This window comes from Methanobacterium sp. CWC-01 (assembly GCF_030323845.1).
In the GTDB taxonomy this organism is placed as follows: Archaea; Methanobacteriota; Methanobacteria; order Methanobacteriales; family Methanobacteriaceae; genus Methanobacterium; species Methanobacterium aridiramus.
Genome location: NZ_CP040735.1, coordinates 638,078 through 658,256, shown reverse-complemented (window position 1 = coordinate 658,256; position 20,179 = coordinate 638,078). Strand labels below are relative to the sequence as shown.

At 40.2% G+C, this 20,179-nt stretch carries 27 protein-coding genes; 11 read left to right on the top strand and 16 right to left on the bottom strand.

What is annotated here, in order from left to right:
* Nucleotides 1–24: 24 nt before the first annotated feature.
* Nucleotides 25–510 carry a DUF308 domain-containing protein gene (locus FGU46_RS03565; RefSeq protein WP_286476585.1) on the bottom strand — a complete coding sequence of 162 codons (486 nt, stop codon included), beginning with the start codon at nucleotides 508–510 and terminating at the stop codon, nucleotides 25–27.
* Nucleotides 511–649: 139 nt separating this feature from the next.
* Between FGU46_RS03565 and FGU46_RS03560 the strand changes: the two genes are divergently transcribed.
* The gene (locus tag FGU46_RS03560) at nucleotides 650–976 is read left to right on the top strand and encodes a heavy metal-binding domain-containing protein (protein ID WP_286476584.1); all 327 of its coding nucleotides are present in this window, start codon (nucleotides 650–652) and stop codon (nucleotides 974–976) included.
* A 70-nt stretch (nucleotides 977–1,046) separates the two neighbouring features.
* On the top strand, nucleotides 1,047–1,853 hold the full coding sequence (locus FGU46_RS03555) for a YbjQ family protein (RefSeq protein WP_286476583.1): 807 nt from the start codon (nucleotides 1,047–1,049) through the stop codon (nucleotides 1,851–1,853).
* A gap of 70 nt (nucleotides 1,854–1,923) precedes the next feature.
* Here the strand turns inward: FGU46_RS03555 and FGU46_RS03550 are convergent, their stop codons facing one another.
* From FGU46_RS03550 to FGU46_RS03525, 6 genes are all read right to left on the bottom strand, one after another.
* Nucleotides 1,924–2,757 carry a potassium channel family protein gene (locus FGU46_RS03550; protein WP_286476582.1) on the bottom strand — a complete coding sequence of 278 codons (834 nt, stop codon included), beginning with the start codon at nucleotides 2,755–2,757 and terminating at the stop codon, nucleotides 1,924–1,926.
* A 117-nt stretch (nucleotides 2,758–2,874) separates the two neighbouring features.
* Nucleotides 2,875–3,354, bottom strand: coding sequence for a DUF308 domain-containing protein (locus tag FGU46_RS03545; RefSeq protein WP_286476581.1), 480 nt, complete (start codon nucleotides 3,352–3,354; stop codon nucleotides 2,875–2,877).
* A 119-nt stretch (nucleotides 3,355–3,473) separates the two neighbouring features.
* Nucleotides 3,474–4,685, bottom strand: coding sequence for a cation:proton antiporter (locus FGU46_RS03540; protein WP_286476580.1), 1,212 nt, complete (start codon nucleotides 4,683–4,685; stop codon nucleotides 3,474–3,476).
* 73 nt (nucleotides 4,686–4,758) lie between these two features.
* Nucleotides 4,759–6,300, bottom strand: coding sequence for an MFS transporter (locus FGU46_RS03535; RefSeq protein ID WP_286476578.1), 1,542 nt, complete (start codon nucleotides 6,298–6,300; stop codon nucleotides 4,759–4,761).
* Nucleotides 6,301–6,372: 72 nt separating this feature from the next.
* A complete protein-coding gene (locus FGU46_RS03530; RefSeq protein ID WP_286476577.1) occupies nucleotides 6,373–6,882 on the bottom strand; it encodes a DUF308 domain-containing protein in 510 nt (169 codons plus the stop codon).
* 51 nt (nucleotides 6,883–6,933) lie between these two features.
* Nucleotides 6,934–7,452, bottom strand: a complete 519-nt coding sequence (locus FGU46_RS03525) for a DUF308 domain-containing protein (protein ID WP_286476576.1) — start codon at nucleotides 7,450–7,452, stop codon at nucleotides 6,934–6,936.
* Nucleotides 7,453–7,659: 207 nt separating this feature from the next.
* On the opposite strand from FGU46_RS03525, the gene FGU46_RS03520 reads away from it, so the two are divergent.
* Both FGU46_RS03520 and FGU46_RS03515 read left to right on the top strand, forming a co-directional pair.
* A complete protein-coding gene (locus tag FGU46_RS03520; RefSeq protein ID WP_286476575.1) occupies nucleotides 7,660–8,352 on the top strand; it encodes an ABC transporter permease in 693 nt (230 codons plus the stop codon).
* Nucleotides 8,353–8,374: 22 nt separating this feature from the next.
* Nucleotides 8,375–8,995 (top strand): ATP-binding cassette domain-containing protein, encoded by a 621-nt coding sequence (locus FGU46_RS03515; RefSeq protein ID WP_286476574.1) that lies wholly within the window; start codon nucleotides 8,375–8,377, stop codon nucleotides 8,993–8,995.
* Nucleotides 8,996–9,060: 65 nt separating this feature from the next.
* On the opposite strand, the gene FGU46_RS03510 is transcribed toward FGU46_RS03515, so the two are convergent.
* Complete coding sequence (locus FGU46_RS03510; RefSeq protein WP_286478524.1) at nucleotides 9,061–10,056, bottom strand: AI-2E family transporter; 996 nt, start codon at nucleotides 10,054–10,056, stop codon at nucleotides 9,061–9,063.
* Between FGU46_RS03510 and FGU46_RS03505 the strand changes: the two genes are divergently transcribed.
* The 5 genes from FGU46_RS03505 to FGU46_RS03485 all read left to right on the top strand — a co-directional run bounded on the left by FGU46_RS03505 (nucleotide 9,992) and on the right by FGU46_RS03485 (nucleotide 14,765).
* The gene (locus tag FGU46_RS03505) at nucleotides 9,992–10,171 is read left to right on the top strand and encodes a hypothetical protein (protein WP_286478573.1); all 180 of its coding nucleotides are present in this window, start codon (nucleotides 9,992–9,994) and stop codon (nucleotides 10,169–10,171) included. The two genes, FGU46_RS03510 and FGU46_RS03505, sit on opposite strands and share 65 nt — an antisense overlap.
* Nucleotides 10,172–10,257: 86 nt before the next feature.
* On the top strand, nucleotides 10,258–10,962 hold the full coding sequence (locus FGU46_RS03500) for a hypothetical protein (RefSeq protein ID WP_286476573.1): 705 nt from the start codon (nucleotides 10,258–10,260) through the stop codon (nucleotides 10,960–10,962).
* 21 nt (nucleotides 10,963–10,983) lie between these two features.
* Entirely contained in the window at nucleotides 10,984–11,673 is a 690-nt protein-coding gene (locus FGU46_RS03495; protein ID WP_286476572.1) for a GAP family protein, read from the top strand.
* 127 nt (nucleotides 11,674–11,800) lie between these two features.
* Nucleotides 11,801–12,664: a metallophosphoesterase gene (locus FGU46_RS03490; protein ID WP_286476571.1), complete on the top strand. Its 864-nt coding sequence runs from the start codon at nucleotides 11,801–11,803 to the stop codon at nucleotides 12,662–12,664.
* Nucleotides 12,648–14,765 carry a phage holin family protein gene (locus tag FGU46_RS03485; RefSeq protein ID WP_286476570.1) on the top strand — a complete coding sequence of 706 codons (2,118 nt, stop codon included), beginning with the start codon at nucleotides 12,648–12,650 and terminating at the stop codon, nucleotides 14,763–14,765. Before FGU46_RS03490 ends, FGU46_RS03485 begins: the two co-directional genes overlap by 17 nt.
* Before the next feature lie 58 nt (nucleotides 14,766–14,823).
* Here FGU46_RS03485 and FGU46_RS03480 read toward each other — a convergent pair whose 3' ends face one another.
* From FGU46_RS03480 to FGU46_RS03460, 5 genes are all read right to left on the bottom strand, one after another.
* Complete coding sequence (locus tag FGU46_RS03480) at nucleotides 14,824–15,759, bottom strand: transcription initiation factor IIB (RefSeq protein WP_286478521.1); 936 nt, start codon at nucleotides 15,757–15,759, stop codon at nucleotides 14,824–14,826.
* A gap of 56 nt (nucleotides 15,760–15,815) precedes the next feature.
* Nucleotides 15,816–16,100, bottom strand: a complete 285-nt coding sequence (locus tag FGU46_RS03475; protein ID WP_286476569.1) for an H/ACA ribonucleoprotein complex subunit GAR1 — start codon at nucleotides 16,098–16,100, stop codon at nucleotides 15,816–15,818.
* Nucleotides 16,101–16,194: 94 nt separating this feature from the next.
* A complete protein-coding gene (locus tag FGU46_RS03470; RefSeq protein WP_286476568.1) occupies nucleotides 16,195–17,265 on the bottom strand; it encodes a UPF0104 family protein in 1,071 nt (356 codons plus the stop codon).
* 14 nt (nucleotides 17,266–17,279) lie between these two features.
* Nucleotides 17,280–17,945, bottom strand: a complete 666-nt coding sequence (locus tag FGU46_RS03465; RefSeq protein WP_286476567.1) for an RraA family protein — start codon at nucleotides 17,943–17,945, stop codon at nucleotides 17,280–17,282.
* A gap of 5 nt (nucleotides 17,946–17,950) precedes the next feature.
* Nucleotides 17,951–18,241: a DUF211 domain-containing protein gene (locus FGU46_RS03460; protein ID WP_286476566.1), complete on the bottom strand. Its 291-nt coding sequence runs from the start codon at nucleotides 18,239–18,241 to the stop codon at nucleotides 17,951–17,953.
* Between the two features lie 249 nt (nucleotides 18,242–18,490).
* Between FGU46_RS03460 and FGU46_RS03455 the strand changes: the two genes are divergently transcribed.
* Nucleotides 18,491–18,628, top strand: a complete 138-nt coding sequence (locus FGU46_RS03455; protein ID WP_286476565.1) for a hypothetical protein — start codon at nucleotides 18,491–18,493, stop codon at nucleotides 18,626–18,628.
* Nucleotides 18,629–18,702: 74 nt separating this feature from the next.
* Nucleotides 18,703–18,861, top strand: a complete 159-nt coding sequence (locus FGU46_RS03450; protein WP_286476564.1) for a hypothetical protein — start codon at nucleotides 18,703–18,705, stop codon at nucleotides 18,859–18,861.
* A 37-nt stretch (nucleotides 18,862–18,898) separates the two neighbouring features.
* Here the strand turns inward: FGU46_RS03450 and FGU46_RS03445 are convergent, their stop codons facing one another.
* From FGU46_RS03445 to FGU46_RS03435, 3 genes are read right to left on the bottom strand one after another with little or no spacing between them, the layout of a single operon-like run.
* Nucleotides 18,899–19,438, bottom strand: a complete 540-nt coding sequence (locus tag FGU46_RS03445) for a hypothetical protein (protein ID WP_286476563.1) — start codon at nucleotides 19,436–19,438, stop codon at nucleotides 18,899–18,901.
* A 22-nt stretch (nucleotides 19,439–19,460) separates the two neighbouring features.
* Nucleotides 19,461–19,820 carry a type II toxin-antitoxin system PemK/MazF family toxin gene (locus FGU46_RS03440; protein ID WP_286476562.1) on the bottom strand — a complete coding sequence of 120 codons (360 nt, stop codon included), beginning with the start codon at nucleotides 19,818–19,820 and terminating at the stop codon, nucleotides 19,461–19,463.
* Nucleotides 19,807–20,121 carry a hypothetical protein gene (locus FGU46_RS03435; RefSeq protein ID WP_286476561.1) on the bottom strand — a complete coding sequence of 105 codons (315 nt, stop codon included), beginning with the start codon at nucleotides 20,119–20,121 and terminating at the stop codon, nucleotides 19,807–19,809. The genes FGU46_RS03440 and FGU46_RS03435 overlap by 14 nt, the downstream gene beginning before the upstream one ends.
* Between the last annotated feature and the right edge of the window lie 58 nt (nucleotides 20,122–20,179).

The window sequence follows — 20,179 nt, the reverse complement described above, 5'->3', positions numbered from 1 at the left end:
AGATATCCAGTTTTCAGCTGGTCTTCATCGGATGTTAAGGATGCCGTATATTAAAAATCCCACTCCAATTATAAGGCCTAAAATAAGCGGTTCGATGGCATAATAACCCACTATGAAGTAGATTATCCCAACTACTATCCCAATAATACCGGCCCACTTTTTATACTTATTTCCAGAGGCTCCCACGAACAATGCCATGCCCCCGGCTATTATAAGGATTATTCCGGTTAAAATGTAAGTCCATATCCCGAAACTGGCGATGTTTTGTAAATTGAGTAAGAATACTATTCCGATCACTACACTAATGGCACCTAAGCCAGTGAAAATTATCCAGAATGGTTTTCCATACTTTCTCTCACCCAGTCCCGTAACTAAAAGCCAGGCACCAGCACCCAGCAAAACCACTCCAGATATTAGGCCCACGGCCAGCACCCCCACTACCGGGGAGATGATTAGTATGATTCCCAGAATAATGGCTATGAAGCCTGCCAGGGTGTTTTTCTTCTCCATTGACGCTTACCCCCAATTAAATTAACATTATTCTCTAGCAAAAAATCAATGCTGTATTTACTTATTCTTTAAAATATAAAATATATTTCTACCCATATGATTCCCTCTAACCATAACCGGAATCCTTGGAGGACAAAACATGCTGATCGTAACCACACCCACCATCGAAGGTAAAAAAATCATAGAATATCATGGTTTAGTAACAGGAGAGTCTCTTTTGGGAGCTAACGTCTACAAGGACCTCTTTTCGGGGGTCAGAGACGTGGTGGGTGGTCGAACATCTGCCTATGAAGAGGAACTTAAAAAGGCCCGTACCGTGGCTCTGGATAGTATGGGGGAAAAAGCTGCTCATAAGGGTGCCAACGCTGTTATCGGAGTTCGACTGGCTTATCAAAACTTGGGAGGAACCATGGGGAACACCATTATGGTCACCGTCTTTGGAACCGCAGTTTCTTACCAGGATTAGTAATTCTTTATTTTTTTATAGATAGCCAACTGCCGAGGTTAAGAATTTGTATGCTTCCGTGAAGAACTTTTTGGTAGAAAAAAAGTGGGCCTTTGGGGCCATATTTATCGGAGTCTTAGTGGGTTTTCTATCTGCCGTTATCTGTGTAAGAGGGAATTTAGTTATTTTCGGGTTTAACATCATGTTCATCGTGTCCCCTCTTATTGCCGGTTATGTGGAGGCTTATGTAGCCCGCAGAAAGTATGGAAAAAGTACCGGAGCCATCAGTGCTCTGTTAATCTTCATAATAATCAACGCCTACTCCTGGCTTTTCCCGAAAGACCCCATAGTTCTTAACCTCTTCACCTTAGGTGGGTTGGCCCTGATGATTCAGGCGGCATTTCCCATACTGATTAACTACATACTTTTTGTGGTCTTTCTGGGAACCCTTACTTGGGTTATTGGATATTTGGGCAATTTCTTATCTAGAATGACAGATAAGATCATCAGAAGATCTCCTGAAGATGAAAGTAATCAAGCTAAAGCTGACCAGGAAACGGTCATCCCTGATTTCTTGGATACATTAGAAGCCCCTATTCTAACCATTCCTTATGTGGGGAAGGGTAAGATCGTCAAACACTTGGGAATGGTTGTTGGTGAAGCGATGGTGGGAGAAAAAGGCGCGAAAGGAATTTCGAAAATAGTTTCCCAGGATAAGCTGGATGAGATGGAGTTAAAAAAGGCCCGTGAAGGGGCTATAGCAAACCTTCTGGAAGAAGCTGAAAAATTAGGTGGAAACACGGTAATTGAAGTTTTAATCGATTACAACTCCGTTGGCGGGCTTTCGGGGAGTGCGACCCTCGTCACGGCCACTGGAACAGCAGTGGTGTATGAATAGGTAGAATAATGGATCTGTATCGTCAAAAAAATTTAAAATTAAACATAAAAGGAATTGATTCATAGATTGATTATTTATCTTCCCTCTTTTCCATTTCATCGAGTTTTTGGTTGATCTCATCCATTTTTTCCATAATTTCATCCATTTTTTTCTCGTTTTTTGCTGCCTTTTTATCCAGATCTTGAGCAGTTGTTCTGAGCTTTTCTGCGGCTTTACGACTCTCAGTACGGAATATATCAATGAAAGAGTAGGCCAGGGTAGCGGTTACCAAACTTACATAGCCCATACCAGTTAAGATTAGAATTACACCTATTATCCGGCCGGCCAGTGTTATGGGAACCACATCCCCGTAACCAGTGGTGGACATGGACACCAGGGCATACCATATGGCTGATTCGTAGTTGGGAACTTCGGGATTTACGCTGGTTTCAATGGCAAAGAAGAGATATGAACCAAGGATAATCACTAAAAACAGTGCGAAGGTAGCATAGTCTAATTTAGTCTTGGACGGATACTTGCGAACACTTCTGGCAGATATGACAAGTACTCTTATTAATGCGTAAATCCTCACGATCCCTATTAATCCTATAATGGGTTTCCAGCCGAATAATTGGAAAAGGTTAAATGAGATAAAGGTTAATGGGATTGCAGACACTATGTAAACCCAATTTGCATGGAGAAATTGCCATTTTGTTTTGTTAGCGTCCCTTTTTCTGATTCTAAAAAATATTAAATCCAGGAGTATGAAAAGTGCAATCATCACATCTAAACTACCAAAGGAATAGATAGTTTCAGCTTTTAGGCCAGCAATGAAACCTACCGTCATTAAACTCATTGATAATAGTTCAATTAATATTAGAACAGCTAAAACTCCTTCTAATATCACCTGATAGTGCCTTTGCATGGATTCCTCCTTAAATCTTATTTCTATGTTATTTCCAGCATATTTATTGTTTTTAGCTAATCTTTTCTAATTAAAAATAAATTGAAAAAAAATAAATGGAGTTTGTTGATTCCCCTCTCATTCTTTCATGAACAGCATTATTATTCCACTAATTAACAGCCATAAACCGATTAAAGCTCCTAATATCACAGGGTCTTTTATCCAGGTCCCCACAATTACATACACTGCACCAATAATTATGGCTATGACTCCATTCCACCTGCTTCCTCCAGATTTTGATAATATGCCAATAATACCGGCTAAGATTAGGAATAACCCCACAATCCAGACAATAAAACCAACTAACCAGCTGAATAATCCTGGATTGAATATGAACCCAATACCCAGAATCAGGGCAATAATTCCCAGAATAATCTCCAGAATTCCTAAACCTGCACTTTCCCCTATTTGAATTATTCCACCTATTAAAAGACCAATACCCAGAATTAACACTAAAAATCCGGTAATAAGGCTTAACGGAATTAATCCTAATAATGGGAAGGCTAATACAACTAGGCCCAAAATAATTAAAACCAATGCGGTTCCTGTTTTTTGCATATCTTTTACCCCCTGTTTTTATCTAACAAACTCCGTTAACTACTTTGGTGGTTATTGGCTTTATTTTTTTCCTCTTAAATCTTAAAAATACAAATATATATTTCAACCTTTTTATGTAGCTATTTTCCTATATTATCATTCTGATTCTGTAAACGTTTTATGTAAAGTTGTGATAAAGGTAAAGCAGTTATACCGTGGAGTATCACACTTAAAAGGACGGTAATAAGAACAGTTAAAACGAAAGTGTTCTTCCCGGGAAATTCTGGAATCATCTCCAGTGCTACTAATGCCAAAACTATTGAAGCTAGACCTCTAGGTCCGAACCAGCCCATGAATAACACAGAATCCAAACTCATTTTAGTTTCAATGAGGGATATGGCCACTGGCAGCATTCTAATCATCGTCAGACTCAAAACTGCATAAAGAAGGATCTGCCAGGTTACAAATGATATTAAGGGAGCAATCAAAGCACCCATAATAAAGAAGACTGCTAAACTTAGAAGCATTCCTTCAGCACTGGCAAAGTCTGTTAAAATATCTCCTGCATCCTCAAAGATATATCCGGTGGCAAAACCACCGACAAAGGCTGCTATAAAACCGCTGCCACCCAATTGGTCTGTTATAAGCCAGCTTAATATGGCTAGTGATAGTAAAGCCAGTCTCTGGTAGGTTTTAGTTATCCAACCTTTTTTCTTAGCCTGAAGAACCATCCAACCACCTATTAATCCAACAGCCAACCCGATTAACACTCCAAACCCTATTTGCTCTAAGGTAGTGATTAAAAAATAGTTAAACGGTTTGAAAGCTTCTTCGGCCAGACCAACCGCTAAAAAAAGGAAAAGAAATGGCACAGCAATTCCATCATTCAATCCACTCTCAATTTCCAGGGTCTCACGGATTTTATAAGGCAATTTCTTATTTTGAACTACAATCTGTCCAAGAGCAGCGTCGGTAGGTGCTAAAACAGCCGCCAGGGCTGCTACTTCCCATAAAACCATATCAGTAAGTAAATAGGCCCCCACTATGATGCCGGCAATGATGGTGAGTATTAGTCCGATGCTTAGCATTCTCAGGGTTAATTTGTTAGTTCGGAAAGTGTTGATATCAATACCTGATGCGTCGCTGAAAAGTACCAGTACCAATGCTACCTCCGCCACTAATAGAAACAATTCCCGGTTTAACTCCTGATTAACCTGAAGGGCAAATATAAAACCTAACAATATACCAGTTAAACTGAAAACCATCTGCGCGGTGATGGGGCTTTGTGATAATCGACGGGAAAACAGGCCAAACAAAAATATCAGGGCGAAAAAGAATATAATGTCCATCATCTGAATCCCAGGTTTGAGATATCTTGAATTTCTATTTTCTCAGATTCTTCAATTGCAATCTAATTGCAACGATTTAAGGATTTATTCTTTTTTTTGAGGGAATGAATAAGCTCGTAACAAACCCTAGTAACAGAATTATGGTTAGCACGTTAAAAGTCTGTTTCATAGCCGAACTTATGGTTGAATTCACTATTTGAGTAACTTCTGGTACCATACTGGGTGGTATATTCTCCGGACTAACAGTCTGCATCTTCTCCACATAATTAAACAGATTTTCTTGTATCTCTTCGGTGGTCATGTTTCCAGATAGGCTGGATGCATCTATGGAAGTGGTGAGCCCACCGAAGATTCCTACTAAAAGCAAGACCCCTATTAGTGCCGTGCCCAGTGAATAACCTAAGTTTTTAAATGAATTAAATAAACCAGCGGCATCGGTTTCCTGATCACCTCGGGCAGCCGACATAGCAAGATTGGTTATCTGGGACAGTAAAAATCCTATTCCAATCCCAAACACTATTGTTCCCGGCACAATGTCCATTGCTTGGGTGTTTAAATTAAATGTTCCGCCCAATATGAATGTCCCTACTGCCGAAACAATGAACCCGATCATTAATATGTATTTGGGCCCTAAAATCGATGAAACTCTCGCTCCCAGTAGAGAAAAGATTAAAATGGTAATTGATGCTGGTAAAAGAGCAAGACCCGTGGTAAATGCATCAGCCTTAGCGACCTGCTGCAGAAATACTGGTATTATGAAAAGAAATCCTGCTAATGGGATCTGCGAAATGATGGAGTTTAGGTTGCCTAATCCAAACAGGCGATTTTTTAAAAGAGATATATCCGTTAATGGTTCTAAACCTTTATTAATTCTTCTCCGCTGCCATAATAAAAATATTCCAAAGAGGATTGAACCAGATATAACTAGTACTGGGACATATCCCCAGTTTTGGGGGCTGCCAAGTAATAAAATGCCTAAAATAATCATAATAAGGGAAACTATAGAGAGTAAAACCCCAACCATATCCAGATCTTTCCACTGGAGTGATGGTTTTGATTCGCTTAAATAGTGTCTGAAAATTATTATGGCCGCAACAAAGATCAGTTCTGAGGCAAATACCAGTCTCCAGGTCAAGTATGTGGTAAAAACTCCACCTACTATGGGTCCAATAGCCGCCCCCATGGCTGCTATGCCTCCCCAAATTCCAAAAGCGGTTACTTTATCTTTACCTTTATAACTAGCTCCCACCAGGGTGGTTGTGGCCGGAAACATCAAGGCCGCTCCGATACCCTCCAAGACCGCCCATCCGATTAAGAGCATGGTGGCGTTGACACTTAGGGTGGCGATGGTGGTTCCTGAAGCGTATATCACCAGACCCACCAGGAAGGTCTTTTTTCTTCCCAGGATATCCTGAAGCTTACTCCCCAATAACATGAACGAAGCAATAATTAGGGCATACAAAGCTATAATGGCCTGGATCATTGATAAACTCGTATTTAATTCTATGACCAGTGTAGAAATCGCCACATTCATGGCTGATGAATCTAATACGATTATGAAAATCGCCATACAGGCTACTATCACTACACCCCATTTGTACTGGTCTTCGTTAGCCATTATTATCCCTCTGTAGGTTAATTATTATGATTTGATCGATTTTCAGCGTTAAAATAGGATTCCTCTTGTAAATTAGTTTTCTTCTTTTTTGTTCATTGCCCCGAAAAGATCAAAAATCTCCATTATTCCGGCTATAATTAGGAAAGCGCCGATAATTGCAGCTAATACCAATGGATTATATGCGTATGTACCCATCACTATAAATAAAACACCCAGAATTATTCCCAAAATTCCGATAGCTTTTCCTTTTGTTCCTTCACCAGATAGAGATGTTAATCCGGATAATGCCACGAATAATCCCACTATATACAGTGCTAAGGAGCTAAAAAATTGAAATGCTTTAATATCTCCAATAAACACTATTCCCAGCATTATTGCAAAGATGGCTATGATCAAGTCAGCTATTCCTGCTGCTAAACTTTTAGCTTTAAAACTCTGGGCTAAAATCCAGATTCCTAAAAATATGATACCCACTCCAGCGATAACACTGAATGTGGAAACGCTGATTAGAGGGAATAAAATGACAATTAAACCTAATATCACTGCTAAGATACCTATAAAAACGTTTTTTGTTTCAGCCATGGAAAATCTCCAAATATTAAATAATATGGGCTTGTTTGATTTTAGGATTATCTATTCTGTTGATTCTGTTTTCATCAATTCTGATGGACTAACGAAGAATAAGGCTATTCCATCAAATATTAGCCATATTCCTATTAACATGGCCAGGTAGTAGGGGTTCCAGGCATAGGAAGCTAATATCATATACAAAATACCTAAAATTATCCCTAATGCGCCGACTCCTTTACCTACAGTTTCTTTACTAAATAGTGACATTATACCTGAAATTATCAGGAAAAATCCTGCAAAGTATAGCCAGAAACTGGCTAAGAAACTAAAAGCAACTACACTTCCGAATAAACCAATTCCAACAACTACGGCGATGATTCCAAGTATCAAAAAGGCTATACTGGCACCTTTACTCTCGCTCCAAGCTCCAAAACTCTTTGCAAGTAGTGAAATTCCTAAAAAGATTATAGCTAACCCGGCCAGTACGCTTGCTGTAAACACGCTGAAAATCGGGAACGCAATAACTAAGATACCTAAAATGATCGCTAAAATACCTAATAAAACGTTATTTCCTTCGGCCATTAATTATCCCTCCATAAATTTTTTCAAACAAGCCCAATATAGTTATTTAAATTAAATATAAATAATTATTTGTTTAAAATGTTCCATTTACATAATATTGATAAAAATTAGCTTATATTTATGATATTATTATGAATATTTAGGTCTTTAATAATAATAAATATCTTGTAGAATAATTGTTAAAAAGAAGTTTATTGGAAGAATTCTATGGTGATCTACCTATTAGCCCTAAAAAATCTGCGTAGAAATCGTATGCGCAATATTTCCACGATTCTAGGCATAACTATGGGGGTGTTGGTTCTCCTTGTTTTAGTAGGATCTGGACTGGGCGTTACCAGTTTTTTAGATAGAATTGAGGGGTTGAGTGCTGGTAATCAATCTTCGGGTGGGAATACTTCAGAAAACAACAGTTTGAACGTTAGTCTGACTCAGTATATCACTTCTAGTTTAGGAATAAACCTGGATCAGTATCCGGCAGCTAATGATGTAGTAAATTTAATTCGAAACGTAATTTTTTTATTAGATGGAATAGCCAGTATTGCTCTAATTATTGGGGTGATAGGAGTTTACACCACTATGTTTTTCAATGAGGTGGAGCGGAGAAGAGAGGTGGGTCTGTTAAAGTTAATGGGATTTTCTGAGAAACAGATTTTACTGACCTTTGCATTGGAAGGTACCATTCTGGGACTGATTTCCTCCTTGGTTGGGGTGATCCTGGGCAGCATAGGGTTGTACCTGTTAACCCAGATCTTAGGTTTCGGTAACCTGGGATTGGTGTTGCCGGGATGGTTGATACTCATGACCATCACTATCACCACCGGCCTTAGTTTCCTTTTGAGTTTATTCCCGGCCTGGTTGGCATCTAAAAATGGTTTTGAGGGGGTATTCAATCCTGTCTAATGAAATTCTGGAATTGAAGGGAGTGAGTAAGTCATATCCCACATCCGGAGATGATGAAATTCTGGTTCTTAACCATATATCTCTGAAATTAAATTCTAAAAGTTTATACTTAGTTTTGGGCCCTCAAGGTTCGGGTAAGTCAACTCTACTACGTATCGCCGGACTTTTAGAGAGTCCAAGTTCAGGGACAGTAATCTTTGCCCATAAGGACTTGACAAACCCCGAACCTGACGAACGGTTAAATTTTATCCGCCGTGAAGTGGGCTTCGTCCCCCCTTATCCGAGCCTTTTGCCTTATTTGACTATTCTGGAAAATTTAATGCTGCCCATGATCCAAAAAAACAAGATCAGGGCGTTGAAAATACTTAAATGTCTGGGTGTTGAAAATGTGGGTTCTTATCCAAACCAGATATCGGTTGAAGAGCAGCAAAGAGCCAGCATAGCCCGGGCCATGATCAACAGCCCCCAGCTTCTGTTAGTTGATGAACCCACCTCTTCATTATCCGAATCTGGCGCCATTAACATTATGGAACTTTTAAAGGATTTGAAAAAGGAATGCACCATTATGGTATTTACCGACAATAAAAAAGTTATTAAATATTCAGATACAATTTTTAAGTTGAATCACGGAGTTTTAGAATAAAGTTTTCATTATTGGTTCATCCTTATTTGATACCACTATTACCTGATGATTCTTCAATAAGATATCTATGCCATATTTCCTTTTATTTTTTCATCTCTATACAAATGATAGAGTACAGAAGCTATTCCCACGATTAATGGCCCGATAAATAGGCCTGGAAGGCCTAAAGTAATGGCACCGAAGAGGAATCCTACTAAGAATACCAGGGGATGTACTTCAGTGTACTTTCCTGCCAGTCGGGGACGGATGTACATGTCCACCACGGTATCAATTAACCAGCCAAATACAATAACTACAATCCCTCGGATGTAGTTTCCAGTGATTATATCCACGATTCCTAGGGCCCCATAAACTACCCAGGGCCCTACCACTGGAACAAACTCAGAGAAAGCAGTGACAATACCAAGAAGCAAAATATAAGGGTATCCAAGGATGTAGTAAAGTAATACAGACAATAGCCCCAGAAGAACGGCACAAACAATATTTACAATCATTATGGACTTCAGAATATCGTCGACTTGTACATACAGCTTTTGGAAGGTTTCTTCTTTGGGTAGCATATCTTTTAAGAATTGTACAAATCTATCTCCATCTTTTGCAAAGTAAAATATGGAAAAGAGCAGTATAATCATATCAGTGAATAAGGAGGGGATGTAGGCAATAGTGGTTATTATCTGCCCGGCCAGCCATACAACAAACTGGCCGATAAGTTTGCCTATTTGAGCTATCAATTCATTGGCCATGTTATCTAAAGATCCTAAATTCTGGGCACGGGCAATTTCTAGGGTGGCATTACCAGAAGTTAAGGTACTATTACTTGCTGAAGGAAGTGCTCCGGCTATATCACTGGCTAGTAATAGAATTTGAACGGCGGTAAAATAAATAAGGATGACTATGGGTGCTGCTAGGAGAATCATGGCCAAAAAGATCGCCAAGGTTTCAAACTTTACGTAAGGCTTGATTTTTAGAGCTAAAGGCCTTACTAAATAAGCAATCATGGCTCCCAGCAAAATCAGGCTTAAAATTGGAATTAGGATTCCAAAGGATAGGAGGGTAAACAAAATTAACAGCAGTATTAAAGGTGAAATTGCCGGTATTTTAAGATTAGAAATCATTTTTAGCTCCTTATTCCTTTATGAGAAGACATTTTGTCTCTTCACGATTAAAGAAATTTAATTATATATTTAAATGTAATAATTTTTATATGTATCTAAAATGTGATATTTTTTAGAATTAATTAATTAGATAGGAGACGAAAAGAAATGAGCTTTTTTAACCCGGATAATGAGGATATAAGTCCTCTACAACGAAATCTACTCAGAATACTGCGAATATTCCTCATTATATCAGGTATTTACATTACCATCTTTGGGGGTGCTAACGGTGCTGAAAGGATTTTTGGGATTCTTATACTCGTAGCTCTGGCAATAATTAACGCCCCGGCCTTCATCACCCGTAATCGTATACGTGTCATTCCTGTAGAAATAGAACTAATACTGTTGACCATGGTGCTATTTGAACTGGTGTGGGGAGATGCCCTGGGATTGTACGTTAAACTTCCTTATTACGATAACTTCATGCACTTCATGCTGCCCCTGTACATGGGTCTTATAGGTATGATGGTGGTTTACACCATGTACTTCTACGGACGTCTAAAAATGTCTTTAGCAGGGATGGCCATTGTGATCGTGGTAGTAACCATAGGATTAGGTGGAATACTAGAAATGGGTGAGTATACCTATGATAAATACCTATCTCAGGGCCCCTTAGGTGATATTACCGGAAACACTCAGATGCAGGGGTCACCCACCCAGAATGCCCATGAAGATACTATGAACGACTTATTCACCGATACTGCTGGGGGTATAGTGGGAGCTTTAATAGGTGTGCTGCTTATTAGGCGGGCTGAGAAGAAAGGAAGCCACTGGAAAGTAGCGGATAAGATAGAAAAGATGGGAGATGAATAAGACCGTCAATCCCAACTTTAAATGTCCGAATTAGTAACTTTATTAGCGGATGTTGTGCCCATTGCCCTGGTGGCGGCCATAAGCCCCACCACTTTTACAGTGGTAATTCTGTTATTGTCCCTGTCCAAGAAACCAAAAACCAGCGGTGTAGGTTTTTTGGCGGGATCTATAATAGTCATGTTGGTGGCGGTTCTATTAGGATTTTTAGCCGCCAAGGGCGCATCATTTGTGACTGGGGGTAATTCCAGCCCCTTACGGGAGTTGATAGATGTTCTTTTAGGTTTTATTTTACTCTTTTTTGCCATGAAAATCTCTTTTCAAAAAGATAATAATCCTATGAAATTAGAAACCCCTCAAGAGGAAAGGTCAAGTGCCTCTGAATTTGGGGGCAGCATGTTATTGGCCATGGGCATGTTTGCCATAAATTTCATCACCACCATTTTGGTGATATATGCAAGCAGTCAAATTGCAATTTCCATCGTGAATTGGCCGGGTAAAACAATCTCTTTAATTCTTCTGGTTATCATTACCCTTTTGTTGGTGGAAATACCCCTATTAATATGCTTTTTAGTACCCAAAAAGGCAAATAAAATTCTTTCGCAGATAAATGCTTGGATCCAAAAACACGGACAGTACTTGACGGCTGGTCTACTTCTAATCCTGGGCTTTTATCTAATTCATAAAGGATCTGGAATTCTAAATTGGATTTAAATATAATTTATTTTGTAAAGTAAATAGTAAGGTCTTTAGGAGCTTATAACTAAAGTTATTTGGATGCTGTCCCAATTAAATATCTCAGTATATAAACCTCTAAAACAAAAATAGAAGTCTAGAAATTATGAAAGAAAAGGAACCTAAAGCCCTGAAATATATGCAAAAAGTCCAGAGGGGAATGACGCGCTGGCGAGAAAAGGTAGTAAAATCAGAATTTAATCATGAGGACTTCCAGGTGGAGGAAGTGGAAGTGATCATACCTTCTATGGACCGTAAATTTGATGGTTATCGCCTGGCAAATATTTCTGATATTCATTTAGGCCAATGGATTACTGCTGAACACCTGGAGGGGGTTGTGAATCTGGTTAACCAGGAAAAACCCGATTCAATAACCATAACTGGAGATTTTGTTTCTTACATTCTGGATGATGTTTCAGAGGATTTAGAGTCTGCCCTGAATTTTTTAAAACCAAAAGATGAGTCTTTCGCGGTTTTGGGAAATCATGACCACTGGTTAGGGGCAGCACAGATACGGAGCATACTCCGGGCCTGTAACATAATAGATGTAAGCAACGATGTGCACACCTTATTCCGGAAAAAAGCTCCCTTGCACATTGCCGGGGTGGATAGTGTGATGCTTGATAAACACCGGCTGGATCTGGTAATGGAAAAACTCCCGGAAGATGGTCCGGCCATCTTACTGGCACATGAACCTGATTTTGCAGATATAAGCTCCACCACCGGACGTTTCAGTCTACAGATATCCGGACACTCCCATGGTGGCCAGTTCCTCATACCCGGCCTGGGTACCTTCATAAGAGGCCCACATTTTATCAAATATCCGGTAGGCAAGTATCAGGTGAAAGATATGGTTCAATACACCAGCCGTGGCCTGGGAACTAACGTGTTCTGGCTGCGGATAAACTGCCCTCCGGAAATTACCATGTTCACTTTAAAATGTCAAGGTGAGGATGGTGGGGGAGTATAACCAGAAATACAAACCACCCCGGTTTTACTGGGTAGGTCGCACTCTCACCATCTGGATAGGTGGATTTTTGGGCTTCATAATCATAGATGCTCTTTCTCTGGGTTTAAAGTTTGACAATTGGCAGACGGCTTTAATGGCTGCTGGTACGGTGGGTCTTTTAAACGCCCTTTTCTGGCCCATATTGTCACGTATTTTACTCCCATTCATGGTATTCACCGTAGGGTTTGGAGCACTCTTGCTTAATGCATTACTTTTGTGGGTGGCTGGCGATATCTTGATGGGGTTTTCAATTGAAGGACTAGCCCTCATATTAACTCCAATTACCATGGCTGCCTGCACTGCTCTTCTTTCAGCTGCTTTAACCATTGATGATGATGCTACCTACTATCGAAGTGTTATAAGAAAAGATGTCAAAAAGGGAGAGAAATCAAAACACAATAAACCCGGCGTTATTTTTTTGGAGATAGATGGCCTGGCCGAGACCATATTGAAGGATGCTCTGAAAAAGGGGAATATGCCTACGTTGAAAAGCTGGTTAGATACGGGGAGCCATATAATCACTCCCTGGGAAACTGACCTCTCCAGCCAGACCGGAGCCAGCCAGGCCGGTATTCTTCACGGGAATAACCAGGATATACCTGCCTTCCGCTGGGTTGAGAAAAATAACAATAACAGGATAATGGTTTCCACCGGGTTGTCTGATGCACCGGAGATAGAAGGACGCATTTCCAATGGCAAAGGTCTTCTCTTCTGCCGGGGCGCTAGTCGCTCCAATCTATTTTCAGGGGATGCAAAAGATGTGGTATTCACCTACAGCCAACTAAAGGACCTTAAAAGGTTCTACAGCAGAGCATGGTACTATGTATATTCTAACCCCTCCAACTTTGCCCGGATTTTGGCCCTGTTCTTATGGGATGTTCTTTTGGACTTCACCTCCCAGATCCTGCACTGGGCTAAGAATATCCAGCCCAGAATCAGGCGTGGTTTCACCTACCCCTTAGTAAGGGCGGGAGCCAACATTTTCTTACGAGAAGTAACCACTGCTATTTTAATAGGAGATATCTTAGAGGGAAAAATAGATGTGGGCTACGTGACCTACTTGGGATATGATGAAATAGCTCACCACTCCGGAACCAGGGATTGGGACTCCTTTTATGCCCTCAGTAAGCTGGATAAACAGTTCCGCCGTTTGGAGCAGGCCAAAAAATATGCTCCCCGCCCCTACTACTTGGTGGTTCAGTCTGACCACGGCCAGACCAATGGATCCACTTTCCGACAACGCTATGGAAAAACATTAGAAGAACTGGTACAGGAGTTAATGCCTCCAGAAACCCGCATCTACAGCGAATTATCCTCCAACGAAGACCACTTTGGTCAAGCCATACAGGGGCCTTTCCAGGATGGAAAACAATATTTAAGGGCTAAAAAGAATTCAGTCACTTACCAGGGTAAATCTATCTTTAACCAAGCTGTTAAGGAGATTGATGAATCCCCGGTGGTTAAAGGAAGGGTCATGGAATATTTAAAACGTCACAAAATGGCCCCTACTCCTTCAAAGGAAGATTTAAAATCAGAAGATGCTCAGGTAATTGTGCTGGCTTCCGGAAATCTGGGTCTTATTTATTTAACCGAACATGAAAAGAGATTGAGTTTTGAACAGATTAAAACCCTCTACCCGGATCTAATACCGGGTTTAGCCCGGCATGAAGGGGTGGGATTTATAATGGTTCAATCTGAGGAAAACGGGCCAATGGCCATTGGTTACAATGGAGTAAATTACCTGAGTGACGGTTCATTAGAAGGAGAAGACCCATTGAAACCATTTGGCAGCACTGCAGCGCAACATCTCATCCGCACTAACACATTCCAGTATACCCCTGACCTTCTGGTTAACAGCACCTACTACGTTGAGACCGGCGAAGTAGCTGCCTTTGAGGAGTTAGTGGGCAGCCATGGGGGTATGGGTGGGGAACAGTCACGACCTTTCATTTTGCATCCATCAAAGTGGGAAATAGGTTCTGAAGAGATAATTGGGGCTGAAAGTCTCCATAAGGTGCTGAAAAAAGAGTTAGAAAGATTAAATATTTTAGATGGACTTTAAAATATGTTCAATAAAATTGTAAAATTAATTTAAGCTAAATAAAATAAGAAAGGAGTGACTATAGTGTCACACCCATGTCTAACTGTTCGGTTAGTTCCTTGTACCGGTTACGGATGGTAACTTCGGTTACCCCGGCGATATCTGCCACATCGCGCTGGGTTTTTCTCTCACCCAGGAGCACCGATGCGATGTACAGGGCTGCTGCGGCCACACCTGTAGGTCCTCTACCGGAGGTCAGACCTTTTTCCATGGCCTTTTCTATAATTTCTATGGCCTTAGATTGGACTTCTCCAGAAAGGTTCAGTTCACTGGCGAATCTGGGAACATAGTCCACTGGGGAGGTGGGTGGTAGTTTTATGTTCAGTTCTCGGGTCAGGAAACGGTAGGTTCTACCAACTTCTTTTTTACTAACCCTGGATACCTCTGCAATCTCATCCAAGGTTCGAGGAACGTTACAGCGACGGCAGGCAGCATATAAGGATGCAGCTACCACGCCCTCGATACTTCTACCTCTGATGAGTTTATTTTCCACAGCGTTACGATATACAACAGAAGCAGCTTCTCGGACGCTTCGGGGTAGCCCCAGTCTGGATGAGTCACGGTCCAGTTCTGATAGGGCAAAGGCCAGGTTACGTTCGGTGGCTCCGGAGATTCTGATTTTTCTCTGCCATTTCCGGAGACGGTACCATTGAGCACGGTTACGGGCAGGGATGTCTCGACCGTAGATGTCTTTGTTTCTCCAGTCGATCATGGTACTTAACCCTTTATCGTGGATGGTGTAGGTAAGGGGTGCTCCTACCCTGGTTCTTTTATCACGTTGTTCATGGTCGAAGGCCCTCCACTCCGGGCCCATGTCCACCAGGTTGTCATCAATTACCAGTCCACAACTACCACAAACGATCTCTCCCCGTTCGTGGTCGTTAATAAGTTTTGTAGATTCACATTCAGGACATTTGGTTTCAGCATTTTCAATTTCAGACATGTCCTGTTTCATCTGTTCTTTTCCCGAAATTTCGGTCTTTAATTCGTCTTTTTCGGGATCCTTTTCCATTACTTCTTGCTTCGTTTTTTTCGCCCCCATTTCTTGCTGGCTTTTTTGGAGTAGCTGGGTATATATAGGGTCTCTCCAACTCTGTTATCAAGATTTTTAGAATTTTTAGCATGAACCTTAACTGAGATATAAGGGTCCTTGGTGGGTCCGAATATGTCGTGCACATGCCCCAATTTTTTTTCTTCTCTAGTAAAAACAGGCAGACCAAAAGCGGGTGTTTGTGCAGATCTTAATATAATTCGACCCCGGTTGGAGATTTGAAGTATGTTTCCTAGCTTCTTCATTCAATTAAACCGAAATGTTTATATACCATTATTTCTGGGAACTACTATATAAATGTTTCGATACTTTTAATAACAAGTGGTCTGGGGTAGCAACTCATGCCTCTGAAGATGAGGGCCTCCGCCCCATGTTTTTTACTTTTTTCCCGTAGTAAAAGGCAGTTAAGGCACCAATAATGGTGGGAAGGATGTAACTGCCCAAACGGTCGATCAGACTGGCCGCCATAACTATATCTGCAGAGATTCCTGCCACGGCAAACAGGCCTATCAGAGTCACTTCTCTTATTCCCCAGGCACCTGGAAGAAGTGGAAGAAGTGAAATGAGAATTCCAATGGTGTAAATAATTATTAAAGGAGATATGGGGGGATAAACTTCTAAAGAAGCGAAACAAACATACATTCGCAACATATCGAGGCCCCACATAAAGAAAGAAAGAATAAATCCAATAATAAAAACCTTCCTGTCTTTAAGGGCGGTTTTAAAACCACTGGAAAAACGACTGATATAGAAAACCAGTTTTTCAGCAACTTCTCCAAAGGTCAGGGGATTTTTGGCCAATCGTACAAAAAATGGATAAACTGACCTGGCCAGGCGGATAACAATTCTCTGGGTGACCTTTCGGTTTAAACCCGCATATATGAGAATTCCAAAGAGTATCAGGGAGAATATTATCATTAATGTCACAATGAATTTGGTAAAAAGTGGTAAGTTCCAACTCAGAACAGAAACCGCCGATATTATGGATATCAATACAAAGGGTAAAAACTCAAACACCCGATCAGCAGTAGAAGATGCGAATCCTATCTCAAAGGGCATCCCCTCCACTTCCCGCAGGAGATAGGCTCGTAAAGGTTCTCCTCCAGCTGCACTGGGAGTAATATTATTCCCAAACAAACTGGCAAAGAGCATAGCTAAAATAGTACTGAATTTAGGGGCTTGGTCCACCACGTCCAGGATGATTTTCCACCTCAGGGTCCAGATAAGTATTATTAAAGCTTCTAAAACGAAACTTATCAAAATATATTCCCAACTGGCCTTTTCAAGGGCGATGATGACGTCATCAATTCCTATCAGGAATGAAATGGTGAATATGAGAAAGAAAGATAGAGCAAATGTAAAAATTATTTTCCATTTGTGTTTACGTATGGATTCAAAAGTGTCACTCATTTAAAACCCCGATTCTAAATATCTAAGATATTAGAAAGAGACTGACCCTGGTTGAGGAGTATTAAAATTTCTTCTTCGGTATCTTTAATTTTCAGCGATTCTTTCAAGGTTTCAAGAAGCATATCCTGGGGAACCACAACCACACCACCATCATCGGCCATTACAAAATCTCCAGGGTACACCGTTAAATCTTCAAGTTGTAGTGGAATGTTTACTTCGCCTTCATTAAGAGGGGCGCCGGCATTGGGAACTATTGCTCGTGAAAAAACGGGATAATTCATAGATCTAACTGCAGAAACATCCCTAACAGCTCCAAAGACTATGGTGCCTTTAATTTTTTTATTCTGAGCTGCTTTGGAAGTTAATTCACCCCATATCGCCTTTTGGTCATTTTCAGATTTTAAAAATAGTATATTGTCTGCATCTGCCAGGTCTATGGCCTTTAAAACGGTTCCCCAATCATTGGAACTGGTGTGAGCAGTCACCACTTCCCCCCAAATACTAAACCCATTTTTTATGGATTTTACTCCCGGAACTACATGGGCTGATCCTGTTAAATTCTTCAGGGCATCAGCCAGGTGGGAAGTAGAAATATCTAACGGTAGAGCCTTAGATATATCTTCTTCAGATGAAAATTCTTCCAATATTGATCTTGGAGAAATTTTCATTTTGCGGGGCATGTTATCTAATCCTGCGGAGTAGTAACTTCTTCTACCATGGTCCGTCCGGCCACTACTTCATCCACACTGTGAATGGATCCACCGTACTCCTCTATGGCACGGGTGATCTCGTCGAAGTCCAGGTCATTACCCTGCATGGTAACCTTGATGTTTTCAGTTTCCTTGTCAATTTCCATCAGGGTAATATTCACCCCTTCCACACCTCTTAATTTACTCAAGAATGTGGCGAAGTGGGGTAAAATCGGGTCATGGGGTTTTAATATGTCTAAAACAATTCTTATCAGGCCTTCTGCCAATTTAATATCCTCCGCAAATTTTATAATCTAAAATTGATGGTCGTGTCTTTATTTTTCTGATGCAGGATATTTAAAGCTATGCAGATTTGTACTTCACAATATCCTCGGGTGAATGATAAGTTTGTGCAGGGTGTCAGATAATAGTTTTGGAAAAGATTGTAGATTAATTTTTTTTTACTTATCATGTGCTCTTGGACAAATCTCAGATAACATGCCACAGGGATCTATATTCCCAGGAGGTAAATTTTTATGAGGTTTAGTGAAGGAACACCCCAAGGACGACACGCCAAGATAACAAGCCCTGAAATGTTCAATGAACACGAAGAAGTTATCGTATTCACCCGGGAGGAATTCAGCCGGGTATATCTGTCTATAATGGACGCATAGACACTATCACTCTGATTGATTTACACCTGGACAGAGATGAAGACTGGAAACTCATCAGCTACTGGCCCAGGATCATGCAAAACGTCCACAGGATAGACCGCAACATCAACGAACTAGTAAAAAAAGAACCCTCACAGTCATATCTTGATGCATACCTCCACACCACAACAAAAGAGAAAAAAGCAGTGGGTGAAAAAGAACCCATCCATATAGGACAGGGTGTTAAAGAATAGAAGTAAATCTATTTTTTTGCTCAAAAAGATGAGTAACTTATTTGTTTAGCAATATCTTCACCATTATTGGAGCTAATGTGGGGATAAGCCACTGATAATTTTGTTGAATCCAATCATATATTGCTTTTATTTTTGGTTTATTAAGAGAATCTTTTTTAAGCTCATTTTCAATGGATTCAACTAATTCAAGAATTGTATCCTTATCAGAAGGATTTTTTTGATTGATTACTTTATAAACTTGGTTGAAACTATGAGAAGCAGTAATTGATACATTGAAACCTTGTATTGCTCCTGGACTATTAGGGGCAATGTTTATAAGATTTTCTGAGTTAAATTGGCCTCCATTTTTAAGTAGATCAACACCTTTACTTGTAATTTTAAGGTCTGGTAACTCCCCCATTCTTGGTGAAGCTTGCACATATTCTCCTTTTCTCAAGGCTTCCACATTCAATTCTAATTCGTAGTCCTTCACATTTATTACCATTTTAAGCAAACCAGGTGGCATAAAATTGCTATGTTCCTTCCTGTAATCATAAAGAGTTTCAAGGATATTTATCCTGATTTCCTCATCATTCATTAAAAAATCCCCCAGGCAAGAATTAAGGATTAAATGGTAAGTCCATTATAATGCAAAGTGCTTCTTCTATTTTATCCATTTGAGGATCTGTTAAGGTTCCTAATCTATTTATAAACCTTTCACTGGCATCAACTGATCTTACTTGAAGAACATTAGCTGCGGAACCATGATCAAGGCCATTTCTGCTATTGGCATTTATCTTAACAAAGAAAGATTTACCCTTGAATTCTTGTTTCCAAGTAGTAATTGGTACAATTATTCTATAAGCAAAGAGATTAAACGCATCAGCACTAACGACAACCGCTGGATGAGGGTCATACATTTCTCTTCCAGCTGAAGGTGTAAGGTTTACGCACCACACCTCTCCCCTATTCCAGGTCATAGAGGTCTTCACCATCAAGCACTGAGAAAACAGTTAACTCCGGGTCTTCTCTAAAAAGAGGGGATATATCTTCAATCTGTCTTTCTAAATTTCGCCGACCGTATTCTACCCTAATTTTGCGCAGCTCTCTGTAAAGAAATTGGATAAATGCATTGTCAACTAGGATATAACTAGCGAAATTTTTGCAGATGTATTTTAATACATTAATAACTTCATTAGGGAGTGATTGTCCATGTTCATCTCCCAATATAGTAATATCATCATTTAGTTGAGCAACGACAATACTCTCATGAAGTATCATTCATTCCACTCCCCTCAGTGTGTGCTGTACCTTTGAATTCTAAAAAAACGCTTGTCTT

Excerpts from the sequence above, each read along its gene's own strand:
- FGU46_RS03535 (WP_286476578.1), bottom strand. The coding sequence starts at position 6,300 with ATGGCTAACGAAGACCAGTACAAATGGGGTGTAGTGATAGTAGCCTGT.
- FGU46_RS03505 (WP_286478573.1), top strand. The coding sequence starts at position 9,992 with ATGGCTCCCAGCAAAATCAGGCTTAAAATTGGAATTAGGATTCCAAAG.
- FGU46_RS03480 (WP_286478521.1), bottom strand. The coding sequence starts at position 15,759 with ATGAAACAGGACATGTCTGAAATTGAAAATGCTGAAACCAAATGTCCT.
- FGU46_RS03445 (WP_286476563.1), bottom strand. The coding sequence starts at position 19,438 with ATGAATGATGAGGAAATCAGGATAAATATCCTTGAAACTCTTTATGAT.
- FGU46_RS03475 (WP_286476569.1), bottom strand. The coding sequence starts at position 16,100 with ATGAAGAAGCTAGGAAACATACTTCAAATCTCCAACCGGGGTCGAATT.
- FGU46_RS03495 (WP_286476572.1), top strand. The coding sequence starts at position 10,984 with ATGTCCGAATTAGTAACTTTATTAGCGGATGTTGTGCCCATTGCCCTG.
- FGU46_RS03530 (WP_286476577.1), bottom strand. The coding sequence starts at position 6,882 with ATGGCTGAAACAAAAAACGTTTTTATAGGTATCTTAGCAGTGATATTA.
- FGU46_RS03520 (WP_286476575.1), top strand. The coding sequence starts at position 7,660 with ATGGTGATCTACCTATTAGCCCTAAAAAATCTGCGTAGAAATCGTATG.
- FGU46_RS03550 (WP_286476582.1), bottom strand. The coding sequence starts at position 2,757 with ATGCAAAGGCACTATCAGGTGATATTAGAAGGAGTTTTAGCTGTTCTA.
- FGU46_RS03565 (WP_286476585.1), bottom strand. The coding sequence starts at position 510 with ATGGAGAAGAAAAACACCCTGGCAGGCTTCATAGCCATTATTCTGGGA.
- FGU46_RS03540 (WP_286476580.1), bottom strand. The coding sequence starts at position 4,685 with ATGATGGACATTATATTCTTTTTCGCCCTGATATTTTTGTTTGGCCTG.
- FGU46_RS03500 (WP_286476573.1), top strand. The coding sequence starts at position 10,258 with ATGAGCTTTTTTAACCCGGATAATGAGGATATAAGTCCTCTACAACGA.
- FGU46_RS03455 (WP_286476565.1), top strand. The coding sequence starts at position 18,491 with ATGAGGTTTAGTGAAGGAACACCCCAAGGACGACACGCCAAGATAACA.
- FGU46_RS03490 (WP_286476571.1), top strand. The coding sequence starts at position 11,801 with ATGAAAGAAAAGGAACCTAAAGCCCTGAAATATATGCAAAAAGTCCAG.
- FGU46_RS03545 (WP_286476581.1), bottom strand. The coding sequence starts at position 3,354 with ATGCAAAAAACAGGAACCGCATTGGTTTTAATTATTTTGGGCCTAGTT.
- FGU46_RS03450 (WP_286476564.1), top strand. The coding sequence starts at position 18,703 with ATGCAAAACGTCCACAGGATAGACCGCAACATCAACGAACTAGTAAAA.
- FGU46_RS03470 (WP_286476568.1), bottom strand. The coding sequence starts at position 17,265 with ATGAGTGACACTTTTGAATCCATACGTAAACACAAATGGAAAATAATT.
- FGU46_RS03525 (WP_286476576.1), bottom strand. The coding sequence starts at position 7,452 with ATGGCCGAAGGAAATAACGTTTTATTAGGTATTTTAGCGATCATTTTA.
- FGU46_RS03435 (WP_286476561.1), bottom strand. The coding sequence starts at position 20,121 with ATGATACTTCATGAGAGTATTGTCGTTGCTCAACTAAATGATGATATT.
- FGU46_RS03465 (WP_286476567.1), bottom strand. The coding sequence starts at position 17,945 with ATGCCCCGCAAAATGAAAATTTCTCCAAGATCAATATTGGAAGAATTT.
- FGU46_RS03485 (WP_286476570.1), top strand. The coding sequence starts at position 12,648 with ATGGTGGGGGAGTATAACCAGAAATACAAACCACCCCGGTTTTACTGG.
- FGU46_RS03440 (WP_286476562.1), bottom strand. The coding sequence starts at position 19,820 with ATGACCTGGAATAGGGGAGAGGTGTGGTGCGTAAACCTTACACCTTCA.
- FGU46_RS03560 (WP_286476584.1), top strand. The coding sequence starts at position 650 with ATGCTGATCGTAACCACACCCACCATCGAAGGTAAAAAAATCATAGAA.